The organism is Chryseobacterium formosum (genome assembly GCF_026460885.1).
Taxonomy (GTDB): Bacteria; Bacteroidota; Bacteroidia; order Flavobacteriales; family Weeksellaceae; genus Chryseobacterium; species Chryseobacterium formosus.
This window is the reverse complement of record NZ_JAOVZW010000020.1, coordinates 47,405-62,372: the sequence shown is the minus strand read 5'-3', so window position 1 is coordinate 62,372 and position 14,968 is coordinate 47,405. Positions and strand designations below refer to the sequence as shown.

Genomic DNA, 14,968 nt, shown 5'->3' with positions numbered 1-14,968 from the left:
TTATTTCGTTTTCAATTTCACTTCCGCAATGTACATTCCGTCATTCAAACAAGAATGAAACTCGTGCTTTTCGTGATAAAGCAAGTTAAGCCTTTTTTGTAAATTCTCGACGCCAATTCCTGAACCGCTTTTGTCCGTATCCGTTTTTGGAAAATTGGAATTGGAAGCTGTGAAGTGAATTTCGTCTTCAACAATTTCCATTTTAAAACTGATATCCGAATGTTGTGTGGCAGAAACGCCGTGTTTAAAAGCATTTTCCACAATCGAAATAAACAACAATGGTGCAACTTCCAAATTCGGAATTTTCTTTGGAAAATTGGTGTAAACTTTTGTTTTGTCATTCAGTCTTAATGACATCAAATCAATGTATTTATTTAAAAAATCAATTTCTTCCGAAAGACTGATTTTATCGACATCGGTTTTGTACAAAAGATGTCGCATCAGTTTACTCAAACTGTGAACACTTTGTTTCGCTTTCTCCGAATCAAAATCAATCAATGAATAAATATTATTAAGCGAATTGAAGAAAAAGTGCGGTTGTAATTGATATTTCAGATGTTTAAGTTCAGACTGCAGTTTGATATTATCAGCCTCGATTTTCATTTCTTCCGCTTTCTGCATTTTTTTGCTGGCATTAATAGCAATCGAGAATGCGACAGGAATCAGATAAATCAGGAAGTCGAAAAAATAACGCATTCCTTCTGGCGGACGTTTTCCCAACATTTTTGGTCGGTCTGGCTCAAGCAGTTCAAAAATTTGACTTTTGACAACGATAAGTATGACAAGCAGTAAAAAATTGGATGTGAAAAACCACAATCTTTTATCTTCAAAAAGCCATTTGACGATGATAAAATAATTAAGATAAAATATAATCGCAAGAAAAAACAACTGCAACCAAAAGTGTCTGAAAATCGCACTCCAATCCGTCTCCGAACCAATTGTAAACGCCGCTGGAAGAAAGAACAAAACCAGCCAAATCAAAAGATGAAGGCTGATTTCGAGGTTTTTATTTTTTAGGTTTATCATTTTTAGATTAAAAAATTAAATGATTGAGAAGATTAAAAGATTAGCAACTTCTCATCTTGTTTTAAAACTTGAATTTATTCAAACCCTTAAAAATATTGGATTTGTGAAAGTTTTCCAGAAGTGAATTTAAGATTTTTTCCAGCATAATTCTTTTTCATTTTTAAAATTACTAACAACTATCAACCAAAAAACCATCAACGATTATTCGTATCTCAATGCATTAATCGGGTCACTCTGCGCCGCTTTTCTCGCAGGATACCAACCGAAAAATACACCTGTAATTGTACAAACCACAAAAGAAATCACAATTGAACTCGCTGTAACACTTACCGGCCAGCCTGCAAATTGCTGAATACAAAATGTAGAAATCAAGCCAATCAAAACACCGAGAACTCCGCCTGTAATGGAAATCAAAACCGATTCTATCAAAAACTGCATCAAGATGTCATTTCCTTTCGCACCAATCGCCATTCTCAGACCGATTTCTTTAGTTCTTTCTTTTACGGAAACGTACATAATATTCATAATTCCGATTCCGCCGACGAGTAAGGAAATACTTGCAATCGCAACGAGAAGAATCGTCAACATTTCGCTGGTTGAACTGAACATCGAGATAATCTCCTGTTGTGAAGATACATTGAAATCGTTGTCTTCATTAGGTTTTATCTTGTGCTGATTTTCCATTATGGATTTAATTTCATTCACTGCGTTGTCAGAATCTTCCTCGCTTTGAGAAGAAGCAACAATCGACTGAAGATAAGTCTGAGCCAAAATCCTTTTCTGAACCGCAGTGTAAGGCGCAATGATAATGTCGTCTTGGTCTTGTCCGAATGTATTTTCGCCCTTTTCCTTTAAAATACCTATCACTTTAAACGGAATATTTTTGAAACGAATCATTTTTCCAATCGGATTTTCATTCGGAAAAAGATTTTCCTGAACGGTTTTCCCGATAACGGCAACTTTTGCATAAGATTCGATGTCGTCTTCTGTGAACATAGAACCTTCATCTACGCCCCAATCTCGAATTTTCAAATATTCCGGAGAAGCACCATAAATCGAAGTTGGCCAGTTGTTGGAACCTGCGATACTTTGTCCGCTTCCGTTGACCAAAGGCGAAATTTCTTTGATGAGTTTAGCTTGAGATTTAAGAACATTGTAATCTGCCAAAGTCAAAGTCTGCATCGCGGAAGGGTCAGAACGAACTCCGCCCATCATTCCCGCTCCTGGACGAATCGTGATGAGGTTCGCGCCCATACTGGAAATATTTTTCTTGATGCTTTCTTTGGAACCTTCTCCAATCGCCAACATCGCAATCACGGAAGCCACACCAATGATGATTCCGAGCATTGTCAGCATTGCTCTGGTTTTGTTGAGGAGAATGGCTTTCCATGCTATTTTTAATAAATTAGTGAAATTCATTTTGATTATTTTTTTCACGTTTTATATTCGTGATTTTTATATTGGATTCCATAGGTTTCACCTACGGCTACTCAAATTGAAGTCTATGACTTCTTTTAAAAAACTTTTTGCAAACCTGACTTCTTCATTATTCTTTTCATTGTCGGGTTCATTTTTTCAGCTTCATTACTTCTACATTTTCGTCTGCATTGTAGGTTTGCAAAAAGTTCACAACATTAATTCCTCTTCATTTTTTTTCCATAGGTTGAAAACTACGGCTATTGATATTGAACCCTTCGGGTTCTTTGAATTTGTTTTTTTCAATCCACGGGTTTTACCCGAGGCTACTCATCTTGAAGCCTTCGGCTTCTCTAAGCTTGAATCTTTTTATAAAACTTTTGTAAACCAGCCTCTTCATTGTCTTTTTCATTGTCGGGTTCATCTTACTTTTTCATTGCACCTGCATTTCTGTCTGCATTTTAGGTTTACAAAAGTTTACTTCATTAATTCATCTTCATTGATTTCTAAATATATCTGTACAAGTTTATTATTTCATTGTCATTTTATTTTGAGATTCTTCACTGCGCTTTGCTTCGTTCAGAATGACAAACGTCGCATTTAAACGTTGAATCACTCGTAGCCCGACTTGAGCGGAAATCCTTTTTTGCCAACCTTAAAGTTCTATTTAGACCGAAATCGTCTGCAAAAAAGATTGGGAGCGGAAGGCGGATTAGCTACCCAAACCTAACAAAGTGGTTCGACGGAATCAAAAATTTATTCTGCTTTTGGAAGTTTTACTAATTCGTCTTTGGCAATCAGTCGGTTTTCTACTTGTTTGTCTTCTTTGATGATTCCGTCTCTCAAAATCACAGTTCGTTTGCTGAATTTGGCAATATCGTCCTCGTGTGTTACAAATCCAATCGTGATTCCTTGGTCGTTGAGTTCCTGAAAAAGATTCATCACTTCGTAAGACGTTCTGGTATCGAGATTTCCGGTTGCCTCATCTGCCAAAAGGATTATCGGATGATTGACCAAGGCTCTCGCAATCGCAACTCTCTGTTGTTGTCCGCCTGAAAGCTGACTCGGAACGTGTCCCATTCTGCTTTCCAAACCGACCTGTTTCAAAGCTTTCACAGCGCGCTCCCTTCTCTCTTCCGCCGACACTTTGGAATTGTAGAGCAAAGGCAATTCTACGTTTTCCAGCGCACTGGTTCTAGCCAATAAATTGTAGGATTGAAATATGAATCCGATTTTGGTATTCCTGATTTCTGCCAGTTGGTTTTTGTTTAAATCTTTGACCAAAACGCCGTCCAGTTCGTAAGTTCCCGAAGTCGGCTGGTCGAGACATCCCAAAACATTGAGGAACGTTGATTTTCCCGAACCGCTGGTTCCCATAATCGTCACAAATTCGCCTTCGTTGATGGTCAAATCGATGCCTTTCAAAGCGTGAACGATTTCGTCGCCCATTCTGAATTCGCGTTTCAGGTTTTCTATTTTGATGATGGGTTTCATTGTAGTTGTTGGTTTACAGTTGATGGTTGTTAGATTTATTTAAGTTTGAGATTTGAAGTTTGAAGTTTCTGTCAACTATCAACCGACAACTCTCAACTCAATTAATTCGGTGGACCTTGGTTGGAACTTGATTTTTTGTTGTTATTGCTAGGTCTTTTCGGCATAAATGGACTGCTTCCGTCTCCGCTCGATTTTGCTACAGGTTCTGATTGTTCGTCAAGTGAGGTTACGATTTGTTCATTTCCTGAAAGTCCGTTGACAACCTGAATATTGATTCCGTCATTGATTCCGATTGTGATTTGTTTCTGGGAAAGGCTTCCGTCATTATTTTTAATCCAAATATATTTTTCCTTGTTTTTTCCTGTTTTGATTTCGGGAATTTTCGCCGTCATTTGATTTTGCTGATAATATTTCTGCAAAGTTTCCGTATCAAGACTGAAAGCAATTGCCGAAGCCGGAACTGTATTGGTATCTTTTAATTCCTGAGTGAAAATCGTGATGGTAGCTGTCAAACCTGGTTTCAATTTTTGTTCAGGATTATCTGCATCGATGATTACGGTGTAAGTCACAACATTGGATTCTGTAGTTGCCGACAAACGAACCTGACGAACACGACCGCTGAAATCTTCCTGAGGGTAAGCATCCACCGTGAAACTTACGCGCTGACCAACTTCCACTCCGCCTATATCGGCTTCATCCACATCCGCTTCCACCTGCATTTTGGTAATATCTTTTGCGATGGTAAAAAGCGTTGGCGTTGTCATACTTGCCTGTACAGTTTGTCCTTCTTCCACTTCTCTGCTCAAAATAATGCCGTCAATCGGAGCGTAAATATTGGCATAACTCAAATTGGTTCTCGCCTGCGCCAAAGCTGTTTTTCTCTGACTTACGGTTTCTTGAGAATTTTTAACCTGATAAGAAGCCTGCTCGTAATCTGCTTTGCTGATGACGCCGGATTTGAACATATTACTTTGACGATTAAAGTTTTGCTGGTAATAATTCAGTTCGTTGAGCGATGCATTGTATTGCGCTAAAGCATTGTTCACAGATTCCTGAAGATTGGTTTTGTCCAATTCTGCCAAAAGCTGACCTTTTTTAACCTGAGAATTATAATCAACATAAATGTTATTGATGATTCCTGAAACCTGTGTTCCCACATCTACCTGGTCAACAGGTTCTACAGTTCCGGTCGCAGTAACCGAAGTTGTAACATTCTGCTTCGTTAATTTTACAGTTTGAACCTCAATATTGCTCGTTTTTTCTGTTGTAAAATATTTATAAACGAAGAAAATAACAATCGCCGAAACAAGAACGATAATGGAATTTTTGAAGTATTTTTTATATTTTGGATTCATAATCTTGATGTTTTTCCTGTTATTTTTAATTGACAGTTAATGCTTTTCCTTGATAGAAATTCAGTAGTTGAGTGTACAAAACCGACATATATTTTGACTGAAGATAAGTTTGTTCATTCGTCAAATAAGTGTTTCTGCTTACAGCCAATTCCGTTGTTGTCAAACCTCCGAACTCATATTTTTTACTGGCCAAATCATAAGCGAGTTTCGCATTGTCTCTTGCCACTTTCGAAGATTTTTGCTGAGCTTGATTCGCAATTACATTTTGCCAAGCTGTCTCGATGGATGAATACAAACTCTTACTTGCGCTTATTTTATCCAGTTTATTCTGTTCGATATCGATTTGAGCTAGTTTGACATTTGTATCATTTTGCTTTTTCGAGAAAATTGGGACATTCAGAGATAAGCCAACCGACTTGTTGAAATTGTTTTTAAACTGATTGAAATAGCTGTAATCCTGTGTACTTGTGTAACCAGTATTCAAACCAGCAGTTGCCGAAAGTGTCGGTTTGTAACCAGCTTTTGTAATTTCAAGTGCTTTTGCAAGAATCTCGTTTTGAGAATCATAAATCTTCAAATCCGGAAGGTTTTCTATCGCTTGAGCAAAAACCTGTTGCTTATCCGGAATGGATTCCATTAAATCTGTCAGTTTTATTTTTTCGATTTGAAAATCAACGCTTGGGTCAAGCTCCAATAATTGTTTTAATTTTAAAACCTGTTGATTGTAGAGATTTTCGCTGTTCACAACCGTGTATTGATTCTGCGCATCCTGAGTTTCGACATCCGCCAAATCCAATTTTGAAATCGCTCCGTTTTTAAATTTAGTCTGAGTCAATTTCAATTCCTGCGCGGAAGAACTGGCTGTGTATTTTGCACTTTCGATTCCTTCATAATAATATAAAGCCTGCAAATACGCATTCAGAACGTTCAAAACGATACTGTTTTCAGCTTGTTTCTGATATAATGAAGACTGGTCGAGAATCATTTTGTTCTGTTCGATTTGAAGATTCAATTTGTTCCCTTGATAAATCGTCATATTTCCACTCAAACCAAAACTATTTGACAAAATATTCTGATTCGTAAATGAACTCGTAATCGGGTCGATGCTGGAACCATTCGTCAAACCTAAAGAAGTTGTCCCGTAGATTGTCGGAAGCTTGTTATTTTTCTGCTGTTGATAATTCAAGGAAGCGGTCGTCTTGTCCAAAACCGTTTTTTTAACGGTAATGTTATTTTGTACAGCGTAATCAAGACAATCTTCAAGCGTCCAGACTTTTTGAGCCGGCGCAAGGATTCCGATGAAAAGCAATATGATGATATATTTTCGCATTGTTCGTCTGTTTTACGGGAACAAAGTTGTTTCATATAGAAAATAATATCAAATCTAATAGACGAACCGAGGGATTTCATAGAAGAAAGTTAGAATTGTTTCGATGAGAAATTTAACCATTGATTCAGTATGAAACATTTAAGAAATAATTAACTGTAAGACCCGTTTGCTTTGCATCATTTTTGCTTTAAATAGAGCATCAATAAACAAATTAAAATTTCATTTATTATGAAAATTCTAGACAATAAAGTAGCTTTGGTTACAGGTGCAGGTTCAGGAATTGGACTTGCCATCGCAAAATTATACGCTAATGAAGGCGCAAAAGTTGTGGTTTCCGACATCAATGAAGAACACGGAAAATCAGCTGTTGAAGAAATCAAATCCAAAGGCGGAGAAGCGACTTTTGTAAAAGCTGACACTTCAAATCCTGAACAGGTTGAAGCTCTTGTTAACGCGACTGTAGAAGCTTACGGAAGATTGGATATTGCCTGCAACAATGCGGGAATTGGTGGCGAACAAAAATTAACAGGAGATTACAGCATCGACAGCTGGAAAAAAGTTCTTGATGTGAATCTTGATGGTGTTTTCTATGGCTGTAAATATGAATTAACTCAAATGGAGAAAAATGGAGGCGGCGTTATCGTCAACATCGCATCAATCCACGGAACTGTTGCAGCGCCACTTTCTTCGGCTTACACGACTTCAAAACACGCAGTTGTCGGATTAACCAAAAATATCGGTGCAGAATACGGAGAGAAAAATATCCGTTGTAACGCAGTTGGTCCAGCTTATATCGAAACGCCACTTTTGGAAAGTGCAAGTGGCGATATGAAAGAAGCATTAATAGCCAAACATCCAATGGGAAGATTAGGAAGACCTGAGGAAGTTGCGGAATTGGTTCTTTTCCTAAGTTCTGATAAATCTTCTTTTATGACTGGCGGTTATTATCTTGTTGATGGTGGTTATACGGCGGTTTAATATTTAGAAAATAAAATTATTTGAAGCATTCAGTTTTTGTGAATGCTTTTTTTATGATAGAAAATCGAAATCGTATTGATATGGATAACTTTAAGTTTGAAATGAAGATTTTGAACTTAGTTTTTTTTAAATTTGAAGCTGATAATTTTTCGCAATGCAAAACTACCTAGATTTACTTCAGCATATTTTAGACAACGGAACCGATAAAACCGACAGAACGGGAACGGGAACACGAAGCGTTTTCGGTTACCAACTGCGTTATGATTTGTCGAAAGGATTTCCTTTGGTTACGACCAAAAAGGTTCATTTAAAGTCAATTATTTATGAGTTGCTTTGGTTCATCAAAGGTGATACAAATACCAAATATCTGACTGACAACGGCGTTTCCATTTGGAATGAATGGGCTGATGAAAATGGAGATTTAGGTCCTGTCTACGGCGCACAATGGAGAAGCTGGAACGGCGCAGATGGAAAAGTAGTTGACCAGTTTTCTGAAGTTATCGAGCAAATCAAAAAAAATCCAGATTCCCGTAGATTAATTGTTTCCGCTTGGAACGCTGCCGAAATTCCGAATATGGCTTTGGCACCTTGTCACGCATTGTTTCAGTTTTATGTAGCTGATGGAAAATTATCACTTCAGTTGTACCAAAGAAGTGCGGATGTTTTCTTGGGAGTTCCTTTCAATATTGCAAGTTATGCGCTTTTATTGATGATGGTCGCGCAGGTTACTGGATTGAAAGTTGGCGACTACGTTCATACTTTTGGTGATGTTCATATTTATAACAATCACTTTGAGCAAGTCAACAGACAGCTTTCCCGAGAAACCAGACCTTTACCAACAATGAAACTGAATCCTGAAATCAAAGATATTTTTAATTTTGATTTTGAAGATTTTACTTTGGAAAATTATGACCCGCATCCAGGGATTAAAGCGCCGGTGGCAATATAACCTAAAAATGTAAAGTGAAGTACAAAGCTTCACTTTTTTTGTAACTTTCAGCACAAAAATTCAACTTATTCACTATGAAATCACTTAAAATCAATATTGAAGAAAATACGGATGTCGAAAAATTAAAGGAACTTTTGCTGCAGGTAAAAGGAATAAATGAAATTGAAATTATCGACGATGAAAATCCTGAAAGTGAATTGAAGAAAGCTTTTGCAAAAACAAAAGAACAGTTGAAAAAAGGTGATTACGAAACATTAGTCAGCGATATTTTTGACATTCTGATCAAGAAATAATCTAAAAAAATAACAAAGTAAGCTTCAGAACATTCATATTCTGAATGCTTTTTAAATAAATAATAATGAAAAAGGCCATTTTATCGATTGCAATACTTGGAGTTTTATTTTCCGCAAATGTATCTGCACAAACGGAAACTTCAGGAAGAGAAAAAGTCTACAGAGCAACTCATACCAAAGTTACAGAACTTAAACACACCAAACTAAAAGTCAATTTTGATTATCAGAAGGAGCAGATGAATGGTGAAGAATGGTTAACGGCTTCTCCCTATTTTTATGCTTCGAACGAGTTGATTCTTGATGCGAAAGGAATGTTAATTCATGAAGTGGCATTGGATAATAACGGCAAAAAATCTCCTTTGAAATATGATTACAAAAATGATGTTTTAAAGATTAATTTAGATAAAACGTACACGAAAAATCAGGACTACACGGTTTATATTAAATACACTTCTCGTCCGAATGAGGTGAAACAACAAGGAAGTGCTGCAATTAATGATGCAAAAGGTCTGTATTTCATCAATGCTCAAGGTAAAGACGCGGATAAACCAACTCAAATCTGGACTCAAGGTGAAACTGAATCATCTTCCGCTTGGTTCCCGACAATCGATAAACCTAATCAGAAGACAACTCAGGAAATTTTCATGACGGTTCCTGATAAATACGTTACACTTTCTAACGGGATTTTAAAAGAATCAAAAAAAGAATCCAACGGTGAAAGAACCGATCATTGGGTAATGGATAAAAGACATTCAACATATCTTTTCTTTATGGGAGTTGGTGAATATGCTGTTGTAAAAGATAAATGGAAAAATATTCCCGTAGATTATTATATAGAAAAAGAATACGAGCCGTACGCAAAACAGATTTACGGAAACACTCCGGAAATGATCGATTTTTTCTCTAAAAAACTGGGTTACGATTATCCTTGGGCTAAATATGCACAAATTTCTGGTAGAGATTATGTAAGTGGCGCAATGGAAAATACCACTGCAACACTTCACGGAAGTGATATTCTTCAAAAACCGGGACAACTAATCGATGAAAATAAATGGGAAGATACGATTGCTCACGAATTGTTTCACCATTGGTTTGGAGATTTGGTAACTGCTGAAAGCTGGAGTAACTTAACGGTTAACGAATCTTTCGCCAACTATTCAGAATATCTTTGGAACGAGTTTAAATACGGAAAAGATCAGGCAGATTATCATCAAATGGAAGATGTGAATCATTACATTCACAATCCTTCTGATTTTAAGAAAAATTTAGTGAGATTTGATTATGGTTCTCGTGAAGATGTTTTCGATCTGGTTACTTATCAAAAAGGTGGCGGAATTCTTCACATGTTGAGAAATTATCTTGGCGATGATGCCTTTTTTGCAGGAATTACAGATTATCTTAAAACCAACGAATTTAAAAATGCGGAAGCGCATCAATTAAGATTATCATTCGAAAAAGTTTCCGGTAAAGATTTAAACTGGTTCTTTAATCAGTGGTATTTTGGAAGCGGAAATCCGAAATTGAGCTATACAACTTCTTATGAACCCGTAAAAAAACAGGTTACGGTTACTTTGAGTCAATCACAAGATTTACCGTTCGAATTTCCTTTGGCAATCGATGTTTACGATAACGGAAAACCTAAAAGATATAATGTTTGGGCAAACGCAACGGCAAAAAATACTTTCACTTTTGATTCATCTAAAAATCCTGATTTAGTTAATATCAATTCAGATGGAGTCTTACTTGCTGATGTTACAGATTCTAAAACTCCGGAGCAGAATTTATTGCAATTTACAGGTTCGAAAGAATTTAAAAGTAAATATATTGCCTTAAACGGTATTAAAGATCAGGTTGGAAAAAATCCTGCGGCTACAAAATTATTGGCTGCAGCTTTAAAAGATCCTTTCTTCAGAATCAGAATTAAAGCTTTGGAATTAATAGATTTAAGTATTCCTGAGCAAATGAAAACTTTGGGAAGTGAAGTCGAAAAATTAGCTTCAAATGATCCCAAAACTTTAGTTCAGGGTGCTGCAATTGCTGCATTAGCAAAAACTAAAGATAAAAAATACGTTCCGATTTTTGAAAAAGGAATCAATGCAGTATCCAATTCGGTAAAAACAAATTCATTAGCGTCAATTATTACCGTTGATCCAACAAAAGCAAATGCTCTAGCTGATAAAATTGATTTGGAAGGAGCTTCTGAAGAAATGTTGAATCAGTTGTTACCCATTGTGGTTAAAAATAAAGTGACTTCACAAATGGCAAATATTACTCCGGTTGCTGCTTTTTACCCTTTCATCAAATTTCAAAATCCTGAATTAGGGAAAGTTGCAGAAGAAGGATACAATTGGATTATGTCTTCGGATAATTTGAAAGCTACTGAAAATATTACTAAGATTTTAGATCAGGCTAAAGGACAAATGGGAGATAATCCGCAAGTAAAAATGATGATCAGCCAAATGTTGAAAGACGGTTTAAACAAGAAAATGGAACTTCTTAAACAAAATCCGCAAAAAGCTTCAAGCATTAATCCTCAGATTGATGCTATTAATAAGGCAATTGAAAATTTTAAGTAAATTTCTTTAGAAAAATTTTAAACCACTATAATTGATAGTGGTTTTTTTGTTATATGAGTGATTGTTTTATTAGTTTTTTGAATATTATTTTGTTTATTTGTTAATTTTTTTAAATTTAAATTGTATATTTGGTATTAAACTAACGTAAAATATAGATATTATGAAAACAAAATTACTTTCTGGATTTTTAACAAAACGATTGAGTTTTGCGATTGCAGTTCTCTCATTAATCGGAGTAAATGCTCAAATTACCACATTTCCGTGGACCGAAACTTTTGAAGACAGTTCCCCTACAAGAGCAAGCTGGACTCAAATTTATGAAGTAAATAATATGTCTTGGACTTTTGCTTCTACAGCAAGTACAGGAAGTTCGGGAGTTACAGCATATGATGGAACTAAATTTGCAAATTATCCTGGGACTTCACATAACTTTGATAAAACAAAATTGGTGAGTCCTGTTTTAAATTTATCTGCGGTTACTAATCCAACGGTGAGTTTTTATTATATAAATCCTTATTGGAATCCCGATCAAAACTGGCTAAGAGTTTTCTTTAGAACTTCAGCAACTTCCGCTTGGGTTCAGCTTGCTGAATTTCATTCTAACATTACAGCATGGACTTCTTCGGGAGCCATTGGTATTCCATCAAATACTTATCAAATTGCTATTGAATGTGAAACAGATTACGGATATTCTACATTAGTGGATGCGGTTGTGGTTTCAGGAGCAAATTTAAGTGTAAATGATGTTAAAAAAACTGTAAAATCATCAATCAGTTACTATCCAAATCCTGCGGAAAATGTATTAAATTATAAGAGCAGCGAAAAAGTGAATCAGATTACAGTGTATAACAGTGTAGGTCAAAAAATTCAACATCACAAAACAGATTCAAATCAAGGTAGATTAGATGTTTCTGCATTACCAAGCGGAACATATATTGTAACCGGTGAAACAAAATTAGGAATAGAAACATTTAAAATGATTAAAAAATAAATTATAAGTTTAATTTATTTGTATATAATTTCAAAGCATCTCCATAGAGATGCTTTTTTGTTTATTCGTTAAAAATTTAGACGATTATCCAGTCTTTTTTGCAACATCTTTCATAAATTAGTTTAAAATTTAACGATTATGGGTTTTGGAATTGAGGCAGCGAGTTATTATGTGCCTTCTTTGTACTTGGAAATTAAAGATTTAGCAGAAAAAAGAGGAATCGAACCTGCAAAACTAGAGAAAGGTTTAGGTTTACACAAAATGGGGCTTCCTGATGTTCATGAAGATGCTGCAACATTTGCTGCAGAAGCTTTGCTAAAATTAATCAAAGATTATCAAATCAATCCAAAAGAAATTTCCCGTATTTATTTAGGTACTGAAAGTGCAATCGATGCCGCAAAACCGACTGCTTCCTATGTAATGCAAATGGTAGAAAAAGTTTTGGAAGCCGAGTTTGGCGAAAGGTGCTTCAAAAACTGTGATGTGGTTGATATGACTTTTGCGTGTATCGGCGCCGTAGATGCGCTTCACAATTCATTAGATTTTGTAAGAGTAAATCCTGATAAAAAAGCAGTGGTCATTGCAAGTGATTATGCAAAATACGAATTGGCTTCTTCCGGCGAATATACTCAAGGTGGAGGAGCAGTTTCACTTTTGATCTCTGCAAACCCAGATTTAATTGAAATTGAAAATAATTGGGGAGTCGCTACAGAATCTGTTTTTGACTTTTTTAAACCAAGAAGACATTTCAAAAAAGAAGATTTAACGAATGCTCCCGAAAACTTTCCCGATAAGATTGAAGTCTTCACCGACGAACCAGTTTTTGACGGACAATATTCCAACCAATGTTATCAGGATAGAATCAGGGAAGCTTATCAGCATTATGAAGAAGTTTCTGGTAAAACAAAACCTTCTGAAAACTGGAAATATCTTATTTTCCATCTTCCGTATGCATTTCATGGGAAAAGAGTTTTTACAGAAATTTACAGCTTAGAAAACAATCTTCCTTATTCAAATGCTGAAGAACAAAAAGCAGTTGCTAAATCTGAAAACTATATTCAGTTTATTAATAATAAAATTGAGAAAACGCAACGAGCATCTTCGGAGATTGGAAATATGTACACCGCTTCAATTTTTATGGCATTACTTTCAGGATTGCAAACTTCTTTTGATGAAAATGAAGAATTAAATGGAAAAGAAATAGGATTCGTTGGTTATGGAAGTGGTTCAAAATCAAAAGTTTTTGCCGGAAAAATTTCGGAAAACTGGAAAAACATAGTCGCAAAATGGAATTTATTCGAAAACTTGAATAACCGTTTAGCTATTGATTTTGATACTTACGAAAAACTACACAGAAAACAGCTTGAACATTCTGTAAATCCTGATTATAACGGATTTGGTTTGGAATCTGTAGAAATGGAAAATCCTGTGCTGAAAGGAGCGAGATATTACGGTTTTAAATAATAAATAAAATGAAAGCATCTCAATTGAGGTGCTTTTATCATTTAGATAATCACCTTATTCTGAAAACTCTTCGGCGTCACACCAACCAACTGCTTAAAAACTCTCGTAAAGTAATTCGTGTCAGAAAAACCGGTCTGAAAAGCAGTTTCTTTGATGCTGTTATTTAAAGCTAACAATTCTTTAGCTCTGCCAATTCTTTCCTGCAGAATAAAATCATTAGGTGAAGTCCCTAATTCGTCTTTGAACATTTTAAAGAAATTAGATTTACTCACATAAGCCAGTTTCGCAATACTGTCAATAGAAAGTTTTTGATGAAGATTGTTTTTAATATAATCTACTGCAAAACCGATTCTTGATTTATTTTTAGCTACATTTTTCTCTACCATTGTTCTTGCCTGAGTTTGCATTAATCTGATTAATAATTCCTTTAAAGCGAAATCTGCCATAATATCTTTTTGCGAATTATCATCCATTGCAATTCTCATAATATTATTGGTGGCCGAAGCTAAAGATTTATTGTTAAACAGAAAATATTCATCTAATTGTATATTCCAAGTTGAAGTTTCGTCAACTTTCGGGAGGTGATAATTGAGATGATTCAGAGAGTTTTCGATAAATTCAGGGTTTAAGCTTAATGAAATACATTGTGATGGAGTTTCATCTGCATCAGGGAAATCAATCACCATTGTTTCTCCGGGAGCAACCAAAACGCTTTCCCCGGGATGATAATCAAAATAATTGGTTTTGTTTTCGAGCTTCATGTGCTTTTTTCCTCGAAGCATTGCGGTAAAAGCAATATTATCAAAATGCAGTTTTACATCGTAAGCAGCCTTATGTGTTTCATAAATACTGAATTCACAATTGTTCAGGTTGAATAATGTCTGATTTTCAACTAAGTTTAAAAGCTGATTTTCCTTCTTTAATTCAGGAGTATTTAATAAAAACTTGTTATCATTCATTTCTAAACATTTTTCAAGACCTCTTATTCCAAATATAGAAATTAATTGGCGATTCACTTGTTAATAAAAATATAAAATTAGACGGTTGTACTATTTTAGTATTCTTTTGTAGGATTATGCTATTCAAATGTTTTATG

Annotated in this window: 12 protein-coding genes; 6 read left to right on the top strand and 6 right to left on the bottom strand. The window is 35.4% G+C overall.

All coding sequences use genetic code 11. The features are described 5' to 3' along the window. The 5 genes from OF897_RS16505 to OF897_RS16485 all read right to left on the bottom strand — a co-directional run bounded on the left by OF897_RS16505 (position 1) and on the right by OF897_RS16485 (position 6,621). Positions 1 to 1,026: a sensor histidine kinase gene (locus OF897_RS16505; protein ID WP_267266770.1), complete on the bottom strand. Its 1,026-nt coding sequence runs from the start codon at positions 1,024 to 1,026 to the stop codon at positions 1 to 3. 201 nt (positions 1,027 to 1,227) lie between these two features. Beyond that, positions 1,228 to 2,445, bottom strand: a complete 1,218-nt coding sequence (locus OF897_RS16500; protein WP_267266769.1) for an ABC transporter permease — start codon at positions 2,443 to 2,445, stop codon at positions 1,228 to 1,230. A gap of 753 nt (positions 2,446 to 3,198) precedes the next feature. Continuing rightward, a complete protein-coding gene (locus tag OF897_RS16495; protein WP_323809071.1) occupies positions 3,199 to 3,936 on the bottom strand; it encodes an ABC transporter ATP-binding protein in 738 nt (245 codons plus the stop codon). A 101-nt stretch (positions 3,937 to 4,037) separates the two neighbouring features. Then, complete coding sequence (locus OF897_RS16490; RefSeq protein WP_267266768.1) at positions 4,038 to 5,291, bottom strand: efflux RND transporter periplasmic adaptor subunit; 1,254 nt, start codon at positions 5,289 to 5,291, stop codon at positions 4,038 to 4,040. 25 nt (positions 5,292 to 5,316) lie between these two features. After that, entirely contained in the window at positions 5,317 to 6,621 is a 1,305-nt protein-coding gene (locus OF897_RS16485; protein WP_267266767.1) for a TolC family protein, read from the bottom strand. A gap of 228 nt (positions 6,622 to 6,849) precedes the next feature. Here OF897_RS16485 and OF897_RS16480 point away from each other — a divergent pair, with 228 nt between their 5' ends. The 6 genes from OF897_RS16480 (at position 6,850) to OF897_RS16455 (ending at position 13,872) form a co-directional block, all read left to right on the top strand. Then, the gene (locus tag OF897_RS16480; protein ID WP_267266766.1) at positions 6,850 to 7,599 is read left to right on the top strand and encodes an SDR family NAD(P)-dependent oxidoreductase; all 750 of its coding nucleotides are present in this window, start codon (positions 6,850 to 6,852) and stop codon (positions 7,597 to 7,599) included. A 154-nt stretch (positions 7,600 to 7,753) separates the two neighbouring features. Beyond that, positions 7,754 to 8,548 carry a thymidylate synthase gene (locus OF897_RS16475; protein WP_267266765.1) on the top strand — a complete coding sequence of 265 codons (795 nt, stop codon included), beginning with the start codon at positions 7,754 to 7,756 and terminating at the stop codon, positions 8,546 to 8,548. Positions 8,549 to 8,622: 74 nt separating this feature from the next. Continuing rightward, entirely contained in the window at positions 8,623 to 8,841 is a 219-nt protein-coding gene (locus tag OF897_RS16470; protein ID WP_267266764.1) for a hypothetical protein, read from the top strand. 65 nt (positions 8,842 to 8,906) lie between these two features. Then, complete coding sequence (locus OF897_RS16465) at positions 8,907 to 11,417, top strand: M1 family metallopeptidase (protein WP_267266763.1); 2,511 nt, start codon at positions 8,907 to 8,909, stop codon at positions 11,415 to 11,417. A 160-nt stretch (positions 11,418 to 11,577) separates the two neighbouring features. Next, positions 11,578 to 12,408: a T9SS type A sorting domain-containing protein gene (locus OF897_RS16460; protein WP_267266762.1), complete on the top strand. Its 831-nt coding sequence runs from the start codon at positions 11,578 to 11,580 to the stop codon at positions 12,406 to 12,408. Between the two features lie 138 nt (positions 12,409 to 12,546). Next, a complete protein-coding gene (locus tag OF897_RS16455; protein ID WP_267266761.1) occupies positions 12,547 to 13,872 on the top strand; it encodes a hydroxymethylglutaryl-CoA synthase family protein in 1,326 nt (441 codons plus the stop codon). Positions 13,873 to 13,913: 41 nt separating this feature from the next. Here the strand turns inward: OF897_RS16455 and OF897_RS16450 are convergent, their stop codons facing one another. Next, on the bottom strand, positions 13,914 to 14,831 hold the full coding sequence (locus OF897_RS16450; protein WP_267266760.1) for a helix-turn-helix domain-containing protein: 918 nt from the start codon (positions 14,829 to 14,831) through the stop codon (positions 13,914 to 13,916). Positions 14,832 to 14,968 lie beyond the last annotated feature (137 nt).

Coding starts and splice junctions, on each gene's coding strand:
- OF897_RS16505 (WP_267266770.1), bottom strand. CDS start 1,026: ATGATAAACCTAAAAAATAAAAACCTCGAAATCAGCCTTCATCTTTTG.
- OF897_RS16500 (WP_267266769.1), bottom strand. CDS start 2,445: ATGAATTTCACTAATTTATTAAAAATAGCATGGAAAGCCATTCTCCTC.
- OF897_RS16495 (WP_323809071.1), bottom strand. CDS start 3,936: ATGAAACCCATCATCAAAATAGAAAACCTGAAACGCGAATTCAGAATG.
- OF897_RS16490 (WP_267266768.1), bottom strand. CDS start 5,291: ATGAATCCAAAATATAAAAAATACTTCAAAAATTCCATTATCGTTCTT.
- OF897_RS16485 (WP_267266767.1), bottom strand. CDS start 6,621: ATGCGAAAATATATCATCATATTGCTTTTCATCGGAATCCTTGCGCCG.
- OF897_RS16480 (WP_267266766.1), top strand. CDS start 6,850: ATGAAAATTCTAGACAATAAAGTAGCTTTGGTTACAGGTGCAGGTTCA.
- OF897_RS16475 (WP_267266765.1), top strand. CDS start 7,754: ATGCAAAACTACCTAGATTTACTTCAGCATATTTTAGACAACGGAACC.
- OF897_RS16470 (WP_267266764.1), top strand. CDS start 8,623: ATGAAATCACTTAAAATCAATATTGAAGAAAATACGGATGTCGAAAAA.
- OF897_RS16465 (WP_267266763.1), top strand. CDS start 8,907: ATGAAAAAGGCCATTTTATCGATTGCAATACTTGGAGTTTTATTTTCC.
- OF897_RS16460 (WP_267266762.1), top strand. CDS start 11,578: ATGAAAACAAAATTACTTTCTGGATTTTTAACAAAACGATTGAGTTTT.
- OF897_RS16455 (WP_267266761.1), top strand. CDS start 12,547: ATGGGTTTTGGAATTGAGGCAGCGAGTTATTATGTGCCTTCTTTGTAC.
- OF897_RS16450 (WP_267266760.1), bottom strand. CDS start 14,831: ATGAATGATAACAAGTTTTTATTAAATACTCCTGAATTAAAGAAGGAA.